Origin of the sequence: Dysgonomonas sp. 511 (assembly GCF_010501105.1) — a bacterium.
In the GTDB taxonomy this organism is placed as follows: domain Bacteria; phylum Bacteroidota; class Bacteroidia; order Bacteroidales; family Dysgonomonadaceae; genus Dysgonomonas.
In genome coordinates, this window is record NZ_QVMQ01000049.1 from 1 (window position 1) to 9,761 (window position 9,761).

Sequence of the window (9,761 nt, forward strand, 5' to 3'; positions counted from 1 at the left end):
CTGAGGGGGCTTGGAATAAGAAAAACAAAACTCGACTGCTGAAAATCAGTAGCCGAGCAATATTTTTTTATCTTTAGAGAGTTTTACCGGACAGCAATATAATTTTTCTACAAAAAGCTTATTGGATTTTATTTTTAAGGCATAAGTAACGGTTTTCTACCCCTGTCGTCAGTGTGACAGAGGAGGTATTCGACTGCTCGCACAGCAACAAGACGGCTAATAATTACAAGCTAACGGCCATTTATTTACCCTGCAAGCCGATAATCACATCAGCAGCTCTTGCCGAGGCTCCCGGTGCGCCCAGTATGCCGATAATTTCATCGTATTGGGCAAGCATATTGTCGCGGTATACGTAGTCGTTGAGCAATTTATCGGTTTCGGCTTGTATTGCTTCTACCGAGAAGAATTTTGAAAAAAGTTCCTGCACCACAACTTTGTCGGCTATCAGGTTGACCAGCGAAATATATTTGGTATGCAGTACGTTCTTGAAAGTCCAGTACACGATATGCGGTATCGGCGTTTTGTAACAAACCACCTGTGGCACACGAAACAAGGCTGTTTCGAGCGTAGCCGTGCCCGATGTTACAAGGGCTGCTTTGGCGTATTGCAGTAGGCGGTAGGTCTGTCCGAAAATAATCTTGCAGTCGTGGCTGCCAATGTATTGCTTGTAGTATTCGGGTTCGATGCCCGGTGCGCCGGCTATCACCATTTGGTAATCGCTGAACTTTCCTGCCGATTGCAACATGGCGGGCAGGTTGTCTTTTATCTCCTGCCGGCGGCTACCTGCCAGAAGGGCTATTACGGGCTTGTCGCCAAGGTGGTTATCTTCGGCGAAGGTTTGCCATGTATCGCCTTCGTTTTCTTGCCTGAAGTTGGCAACGGCGTCTACTACAGGGTTGCCTACGTAGTGTATGTGGTAGTTGTGTTTCTTGTAGAAATCGACTTCGAAGGGCAGTATCGACAGCATTTGGTCTACATACTTCTTGAATGATTTCACCCTGTATTCTTTCCATGCCCATACTTTGGGCGAGATGTAGTAATATACCGGTATTTTGGTATGTTTTTTTACGAATTTGGCTATGTCGAGGTTGAAGCCGGGATAGTCGATGAGGATAACCATATCGGGCGCAAAGGCTACGATTTCCTGCTGGCACATCTTCATGTTTCGTAAGATGGTGCGCAGATTGAGCAGCACGGGTACGAAGCCCATGAATGCCATCTCTCTGTAATGCTTTACCAGATGCCCCCCTTGCGCTTGCATGAGGTCGCCGCCAAAGAAACGAAACTCGGCATGAGGGTCTTTTTCCTTCAATGCCGCCATCAGGTTCGAACCATGCAGGTCGCCCGATGCTTCGCCTGCTACAAGAAAGTATTTCATATTAGTTGCGAGTTACAATTTGCAAGCCACATAGGTTGCAAGTTACAGGTTTTTTCTTTCAAATAAGCTTTTCCCAGCTCTTTATTTCTTCCATGTGCTTGTGGTTCGTCATGTCTATCCTTGTAGGCACCACCGACACATAGTTGTGTTTCAAAGCCCACTCGTCAGTCGTTTCGTTGTACGGCTCATCGTCGGCAAATTCGCCCGAAAGCCAATATACGGGTTTGTTTGCCCCGTCTTTCGATTTTACAAACTCGTTTATCCACTTGCCCGATGTCTGGCGACATATCTTTATGCCTTTCAGTTCGTTGCCTTTGGGTATGTTCACGTTGAGGCATGTGCCTACCGGTAGCCCTTCTTTGAGTACTTGCCGGGTAATGGCGGCCACATATTCTGTAGTGTGCGAAAAGTCGGCCTGATGGCTGTGGTCGAGCAGGGAGAACCCTATCGACGGTATTTTGAATACTGCCCCTTCGAGTGCTGCCCCCATCGTTCCCGAATAGAGCACAGCTACGGCGGCATTCGACCCGTGATTGATTCCCGAAAGCACGATGTCGGGTTTGCGCCCTGCCAGTTCGCTGATACCCAGTTTTACACAGTCTACTGGTGTGCCTGTACAGCTATAGACCTTGAGGTTCTCCTCTTCTTTTTCGAGGATTGCACGCAGGGGTTGCAGCGAGGTTATTGCGCTCGACATGCCCGACCGGGGCCCGTCGGGAGCTACTACAAGCACTTCGCCCAGTGGCTTTACACTGTCTATCAGCGCGTGTATCCCTTTGGCGTGCAGCCCGTCGTCGTTGGTGATGAGTATGAGTGGTTTGTTGTTCATTGCTGTTGCTTTTTTATTAGCGTCCCAGTTTAGCCATGTTTACTGAATTTACTACCGTAGCCATATCGCCTTTGTGCAGGTAGTACCATATGGGGCAGCCGCTTTCGGTATTTTCAGTATTTTCCGACTTGGTGAAATTTTGTTTTTTTATATCGTCCCTCAAAATGAAATAGTCGTCGAGGTTGACGCTGTCGTCTTTGGTGACCACGATAAACATCCTGCCGCCCAAAACAAAGTAGCCATGAGGGGTTTCGCTGTCGATAAGCATATTGCTCCACGCGTTGTCTATTGCCGTGATGTTGAAAAACAGCTTATCGTCTGTTTTGAAAAGCAAAACTTTGGTAGCCGGCCATAGGTAGCCTTTGCTTTTACGCAATATCATCTGGTGTACATCGGTGGCTGCGAATCTGATGATGTCGTCGTACAGTTCGAGGTAAGATAGCTCTATTTTTTTGTTTTTGATGTTTGCGGGAGGTGTGGCAGATGCCTGAACTGAAAGAAACAATGTAAGTAATGTAAGTAATAATCCGGTTTTCATCTTCATTTTATGGTTTGGAACACAAAGGTATAAAACTTTTTTGTACCAATGACAAAACCCGCATTGCTACAATATATTATAAATAGTTAATCCTTGTTAGGGAAGGAAAAGAGGGGGAGTGGTCGGGGCGATTGTAAAATTCTGGTAGTCAATATCTATTTGTCCGATGGTTACGCCGAGTACCATTATGGGCTGTTTAAGCAGGATCTTACTTCCATTATACTGTCGGATTTCAATAAATAGAATGATCAGGGCAAACGCATGAAATTTATCCAAGCTCAATTCTGAGCTTTGTAGGGGCGAATTATCATTCGCCCGGAATAAAAAAAAATCTGCAGGCGAATGATAATTCGCCCCTACAGTAGTCAAAACTGGAATATCATTTTTTCATGTGTTTGCCCTGATAGAATGATGTGGCAACATCAATCTATTCACCTTTTTTGATTACCTTTGCACCGAAATAAAAACAACAATAATGGCACAGTCATCCTTACTGGAAAAACTAGACGCACTGGTTATACGTTTCGAAGAGATAGGCACGCTTATTACCGACCCTTCGGTGATAGCTGATATGAAGCGTTATGTGAAACTGAATAAAGAATACCGCGACCTCGAAAAAATAAACACGGCGCGCAACGAATATAAGCAACTGCTGACCAACATAGAAGAGGCTAAAGAGATACTCGACTCGGAAAACGATGCCGAATTGCGCGAGATAGCAAAGGAGGAACTTGATGCAGCCAACAACCGACTACCCGAACTTGAGGAAGAAATAAAACTACTGCTGATACCTGCCGATCCCGAAGACAGCAAAGATGCCATCGTGGAAATACGTGGCGGTACAGGAGGAGACGAGGCTGCCATATTTGCCGGCGACCTTTACCGTATGTATATCAAGTATTGCGAGCTAAAAGGATGGAAAACAGAAGTATCCAGCCTTACCGAAGGCACATCGGGAGGATATAAGGAAATAATATTCACCGTGACGGGCGAAGGAGTTTACGGTACAATGAAATACGAATCGGGCGTACACCGCGTGCAGCGTGTACCGGCTACCGAAACACAGGGGCGTGTGCATACCTCGGCAGCCACCGTAGCTGTGTTGCCCGAAGCCGAAGAAGTAGACGTGGAACTAAATCCTGCCGACATAGATATGCAAACAGCCCGTTCGAGTGGTGCAGGAGGGCAGAATGTAAATAAGGTGGAAACCAAAGTGCAGCTTACGCACAGGCCTTCGGGCATTGTTGTAGTATGCCAGCAGGCGCGTTCGCAGTTGGCAAACAGGGAGTTGGCTATGCAAATGCTGAGGACGAAGCTGTACGATATAGAACTGTCGAAATATCAGGCGGAGATAGCCTCGAAACGCAAAACGATGGTATCTACCGGCGACCGTTCGGCAAAGATACGCACCTACAACTATCCGCAGGGACGGGTGACAGATCACCGTATCAATCTCACCATATACAACCTGACCGGAGTAATGGATGGCGATATACAACCCATTATCGACCAGTTGATAATCGCCGAAAATGCCGAAAGGATGAAGGAAAGCGAATTGTAAATCAATGAGTAAATGAAAACCGGTAAACTATAAAGAAATGACAAAACAAGAATTATTCGAAAATATAAAACGGAAGAAATCTTTCCTTTGTGTAGGGCTCGATACCGACATAAAAAAGATACCATCGCACCTTCTTGAAGAAGAAGACCCTATCTATACATTCAACAAGGCCATAATAGATGCTACCGCAAAATATTGTGTAGCATATAAGCCTAATGCTGCTTTCTACGAAAGCCTGGGCATAAAAGGCATTTTGGCTTTGGAAAAAACTATTGAATATATCCGTACTAAATATCCCGACCAGTTTATCATCCTCGATGCCAAACGCGGCGATATAGGCAATACGTCGGAAATGTATGCGGCGTCGGCATTCGAACACCTTAAAGCTTCTGCCGTGACCGTAGCCCCATATATGGGCGAAGACAGTGTGAAGCCGTTTATTAAATATCCAAACAGATGGGTGATTCTACTGGCTTTGACATCCAACAAAGGTTCTGCCGATTTCCAATTGACTGAAGACAAGGACGGTGAACGCCTTTTCGAGAAAGTGCTGAAAAAATCGCAAGAATGGGCTACTGACGAGCAACTGATGTATGTAGTAGGAGCCACACAAGGCAGCATGTTTGCCGATATACGCAAATATGCTCCTAATCACTTCTTGCTCGTGCCGGGTGTAGGCGCGCAGGGCGGCAGCCTCGAAGAAGTAGTAAAATACGGGATGAACGCGCAATGCGGCCTGTTGGTCAACTCTTCGAGAGCCATTATCTATGCCGACGGTTCGCTCGACTATGCTTCTACAGCCGGAGCTGAAGCTAAAAAACTGCAAGAAGAGATGGCTGGCTATCTTAAAGATTTTTAAGTGAATAGCATACTTTAGAATAATATCCTATTCCCGGTTTATTTATATCTTTACAACCGGACATTATATAAAACCGAATGAAAATGACGGCAAAAAACATAACAGCGATTACTTGCGCATTTCTCTTTATTGCGTGCTCGTGTGGGAAAACTTCCCAGAATAACAATACCACGCCTGCGGCGGTAAGTTACGAGAAGGTTGCGCCCAACTTTAGCAGCGACAGCGCATATGCCTATATCGACAAGCAGGTTTCGTTTGGCCCGCGTGTACCTAATACAGCTCAACACGTAGCGTGCGGCGATTATCTGGTAAGCGAACTGAAACGCTTTGGCGCAGAAGTTACCGAACAGAAGATGGTCGTAGCCGCCTACGATGGCACAAAGCTCAATGCACGTAATATAATAGGCACGTACGGGGCAGATAAGAAAAACCGGGTGTTGCTTTTTGCCCATTGGGATACACGTCCGTATTCGGACCACGACCCCGACAAGGCAAACTACAATAAACCCTTGCTTGGAGCCAACGATGGCGGTAGTGGGGTAGGCGTGTTGCTCGAAGTAGCCCGTGTGCTGCAAAGCCGGTCTCCCGAAATAGGAGTAGACATTATTTTTTTTGATGCAGAAGACTATGGGGTACCCTATTTTGCAGCCCAACAATATAAGGGCGATTCTGGCAAAACATGGTGTTTAGGTTCGCGCTACTGGTCTGAGAATCCGCATATACCAAATTATAAAGCTAAATTCGGCATCTTACTCGATATGGTGGGCACTGAAGGTGCTACATTTTACAGGGAATACTATTCGCACCGCTATGCAAGGAATGTTCTCGACAAAGTATGGACTGCTGCAAGGCAACTGGGGCATAGCAAATATTTCATCAATAAAGAAGGTGGTGGTGTAACCGACGATCACGTGCCTGTAAACGAGATAAGGCGTGTGCCAAGCATAGACATCATCGACTATCGGTTGGGGACAGAAAATGGTTTTTTCCACTCGTGGCACACACAAAAAGACGACATGAGCAATATAAGCAAAGAAACCCTGAAAGCTGTAGGGGAAACAGTACTCGAAGTTATTTATAAAGAAATGTAAAAATGGCTACGATAAACGAAATTCAAGACGAGATAATAGAAGAGTTCTCCCTGTTCGACGATTGGATGGATCGCTATTCACTGCTGATAGAATTGGGAAATTCGCTGGAAAAACTCGACGAAAAATATAAGAACGAAAGCAACCTGATAGTTGGATGTCAGAGTCGTGTATGGCTGCAAGCCGATTATGAAAACGGGAAGCTATACTTCAAAGCAGAAAGTGATGCTGTGATAGTAAAAGGCATAATAGCGCTCTTGATTAAAGTGCTGTCGGGACGTACACCTGACGAAATAATTGATGCCGACCTCTATTTCATAGAAAAAATAGGGCTGAAAGAGAACCTTTCACCTACCCGTTCCAACGGGCTGGTGTCTATGCTCAAGCAGATGCGTTTCTACGCAATGGCTTATAAAGCAAAAGGACAAGGTTGATTTTATAGCTTTGGAGCATGGGTTACAATTATGTTGAAAAATATTTTAAGAAAATAGCATAAAATAATAACGAAAAATTTTGAAAAAATAAAAATAGACTCTATCTTTGCAATCGCAAATGCGAAAGTAGCTCAGTTGGTAGAGCACGACCTTGCCAAGGTCGGGGTCGCGGGTTCGAATCCCGTCTTTCGCTCTGGTTCTAAAAAGACACTTTAGAGAGAACAAAAATAAAGACCTTTCAAACAGTAGTTTGAGAGGTCTTTTGTTTTTTAGTTCTAGTTGAAATGGTGGTTTAGGGGGATCAATGTAAAAAGTATACCACTAAGTGTCTCGGATGAGATGGTTCAAAGATATTTATTCTGCATTAGACTGTAACATTTTTTTAGTTTCTTTAACTCTGTAAGACTATCCATTCATATTGATAAGATATGCTTTATGTGTGAGCCTATCTACCATCGCCGCCACGAGAACTTTATCCTTTACTATTTCTCCCCATCTGTCAAAAGCCAGGTTTGTAGTAATGATTGTGGACTTCTTACCTGCCCTGAGAGACAGATGGTTAAAGAGCAGTTCTCCTCCTTCTTTATCACAAGAGACATATCCAAATTCGTCACAAATGACCATATCATACCTTTGGAAGCGCATTTCAAGCTGCCTGAGACTTTTTTGAGAACGGCATTCCCTGATTTGTGTAAGCAGGCGTGGTACGGATGTAAAAAAGACAGTATATCCCTCCAGGCATGCTTTAATACCAAGTCCTATGGACATATGTGTTTTGCCTGTTCCCGGGTTACCGCAAAATACGATATTACGTCCATCCTTGATAAATTCCAGCGTTTCAAGTTCCGGTAGTGCTGTTTGTGCATCTTTAGGCAACTCTTCCCTTACCAGTTCCTGAAGGTACTTTAGTTCAGGGAATCCTGCTATCCTGATCCGCTGTTTGCGGCGTGCTTCGATGCGCATGTCCATCTCCTTGGTTAAGAGCTGGCATATCAATGCCCGGTACGACCAGTTCTCATCGGTTGCCAAGGTAATAAAGTCATCGAGTTCATCCCGCATAACAGTTAGCTTAAGTTCTTTGGCATAGTTAAACACTTTTTCTTTTTCGTTCAGATTATCCATTTGCATACTATTGATATTAAATACTTCTTGTCTCATGATTATTAATTTTTGGTGATGATTTTTATATTGTTCTCTGTGTCCATTATGCGTGATAGATCCATCAGTATCCTCATGGCTCCGTCTTCAATCAGGGCAGAGCCGCTCTTATGGCTTTCATCCAGATAGATGGGTTCATCCTGGGTCGCCTGGGGCTCGTTATTGGCATAGAGCATGGCTTTGATCTGGTCTGCCGATATACTTCTCAGGCCTCGTGCCTTTAATGAAGTGTATGCTTCTATTATATCGTTATCACTAAAATCGTTCTCCCTGGCATACTGTAAAAGGAAGACAAAGTCCCTGGCCTTATCTGTAAAATGTTTATTGAACAAGGCTTGTATCTGCTGTGGCATTTGCTTTAATGCCAGTGAAGTGTTCAGTGCTCCGGGTTTGCGCAAGAGGGTGTTCAGGTAATGTTCCAGTTTGATAGACCATCCCTTTTGCCTTGAGTAGATGCGTTCATGTACAGCCACCTTGTCATTATTATAGAGGATAACAATCTTCTCGGAGTACATCTTAACGGTAACCATTTTGCCTACCAGTGTATCGGGAACCGAGTAGTGGGAACAGTTCATGCAGATTGTAGACCACTTGTCGACTTTGTACTCCGCCATCTGGAAGCATCCCATCTCATTGGTATAGGGTCTTAATGCTGCCAGGTCTGCTGCCAGTTCCTCCACTTTATTAATCGTCGAAGGGCTACCACTGCGCGAGTTGATCTTTTCACAGATAGCCAGCAGGTGCTCCTGGGCATCTTTCAATGAAGCATAATGCAGGTTGATACTGAAAGCCTTACGCCTGACATACTCTACCGAACGTTCCACATGGCCTTTTTCCCAACCGGCACGGGCATTACAGAAGCGGTAATGGTAGCGGTAGAAGTTGCTCATACGAAGCTGGGTTTCTGTGGGCTTCTTCTCTTCCCCGGCAAACTTTTTGATGGCCACACGCATATTGTCATAGACCATAATCAAGGGAACACCTTTCACCTGGCGGAAGAAGTTGCGGTGCGACTCCATAAAGGCTAACTGGTCCTGATGATGGAACAGCCAGGCATAACGCCCGTTACTATGGCTCAGGGTAAAGACTGCCATCTGGATACGTTGAAGCTTACCGTTTAAGTAAAGCTTGACTTCACCCCAATCAAATTCACAGGACTCTCCCGGTGGATAATAACCTCGGATAAAGGCTTCCTGGGATTTATCTTCTTTCTTCTCAGTACTAGCAGAGGCGATGTATTTACAAACTCCCGTATAACTGACCTGAAAGCCTTTGTCTATCAACAGTTCGTAGATATCCTTACCGCGCATGCACTGCTTCTTGAGACCCATAGCACGTTTACGGGCGTTCTTCTCTAAACAGTCGTCTATCAAATCTTTCAGGCTACCGACAATAACACGAGGGCCTCGCCGCGAACTGTTATAACGTGATTGGGTAGTTAATACCGATTCCAGAGAGGACTCTGGATCAGGGCAGTTTAAAGCTGATTCATACTCAGAAATAACCTTATGAACGGTTTTACGGCTGATATCCAATTCTCTGGCTATAGCCCGTTTACTGTACCCAACCGTACGGTACATATGGATAATTGTTTGTTTTTCCACCATTGTTATCATTTTACCCTCTGTGTTGGTTAATACACAAAGGAATTTATAATGTTAATATTTGTTAGCAAAACACAGAGCTTTATTATAATCGCTCTTAGATTTTACTTAACTGGTGGTATACTTTTCAATTATTTTAGTGGACTACTTTTCAATTATATTATACAGCCCTTACGGGTAGCTCCGGGTCTATCTTTATCTAAGACAGGAATCGTATAGTTAAATCATAATAATTTGACATATTTTTAGTATCTTTGAGAATGAGTTATTCACTAGATTTTCGCAAACAAGTATTTAAGATCAAGTCAGATC

Annotated in this window: 9 protein-coding genes and 1 tRNA gene; 5 read left to right on the top strand and 5 right to left on the bottom strand. The window is 44.5% G+C overall.

Going from position 1 to position 9,761, the window contains the following annotated elements; all coding sequences use genetic code 11:
• Window positions 1-241 precede the first annotated feature (241 nt).
• Genes lpxB through D0T57_RS14585 form a run of 3 tightly spaced genes read right to left on the bottom strand, consistent with a single transcriptional unit; the run spans window position 242 to window position 2,745 of the window.
• Entirely contained in the window at window positions 242-1,378 is a 1,137-nt protein-coding gene (gene lpxB / locus D0T57_RS14575; protein WP_163274214.1) for a lipid-A-disaccharide synthase, read from the bottom strand.
• A 58-nt stretch (window positions 1,379-1,436) separates the two neighbouring features.
• The gene (gene surE / locus D0T57_RS14580) at window positions 1,437-2,207 is read right to left on the bottom strand and encodes a 5'/3'-nucleotidase SurE (protein WP_163274215.1); all 771 of its coding nucleotides are present in this window, start codon (window positions 2,205-2,207) and stop codon (window positions 1,437-1,439) included.
• Window positions 2,208-2,223: 16 nt separating this feature from the next.
• Window positions 2,224-2,745, bottom strand: coding sequence for a hypothetical protein (locus tag D0T57_RS14585; protein WP_163274216.1), 522 nt, complete (start codon window positions 2,743-2,745; stop codon window positions 2,224-2,226).
• Between the two features lie 475 nt (window positions 2,746-3,220).
• Here D0T57_RS14585 and prfA point away from each other — a divergent pair, with 475 nt between their 5' ends.
• The 5 genes from prfA (at window position 3,221) to D0T57_RS14610 (ending at window position 6,880) form a co-directional block, all read left to right on the top strand.
• Complete coding sequence (gene prfA, locus D0T57_RS14590; protein WP_163274217.1) at window positions 3,221-4,306, top strand: peptide chain release factor 1; 1,086 nt, start codon at window positions 3,221-3,223, stop codon at window positions 4,304-4,306.
• 37 nt (window positions 4,307-4,343) lie between these two features.
• Window positions 4,344-5,165, top strand: coding sequence for an orotidine-5'-phosphate decarboxylase (pyrF, locus tag D0T57_RS14595; RefSeq protein WP_163274218.1), 822 nt, complete (start codon window positions 4,344-4,346; stop codon window positions 5,163-5,165).
• Between the two features lie 83 nt (window positions 5,166-5,248).
• A complete protein-coding gene (locus D0T57_RS14600; protein ID WP_163274219.1) occupies window positions 5,249-6,256 on the top strand; it encodes a M28 family peptidase in 1,008 nt (335 codons plus the stop codon).
• Window positions 6,257-6,258: 2 nt separating this feature from the next.
• On the top strand, window positions 6,259-6,687 hold the full coding sequence (locus D0T57_RS14605; RefSeq protein WP_163274220.1) for a SufE family protein: 429 nt from the start codon (window positions 6,259-6,261) through the stop codon (window positions 6,685-6,687).
• Between the two features lie 120 nt (window positions 6,688-6,807).
• Window positions 6,808-6,880 (top strand) — tRNA-Gly (locus tag D0T57_RS14610).
• Between the two features lie 212 nt (window positions 6,881-7,092).
• Here the strand turns inward: D0T57_RS14610 and istB are convergent.
• Complete coding sequence (gene istB / locus D0T57_RS14615; RefSeq protein WP_304487055.1) at window positions 7,093-7,845, bottom strand: IS21-like element helper ATPase IstB; 753 nt, start codon at window positions 7,843-7,845, stop codon at window positions 7,093-7,095.
• 5 nt (window positions 7,846-7,850) lie between these two features.
• Window positions 7,851-9,452, bottom strand: a complete 1,602-nt coding sequence (istA, locus tag D0T57_RS14620) for an IS21 family transposase (RefSeq protein WP_255490619.1) — start codon at window positions 9,450-9,452, stop codon at window positions 7,851-7,853.
• Window positions 9,453-9,761 lie beyond the last annotated feature (309 nt).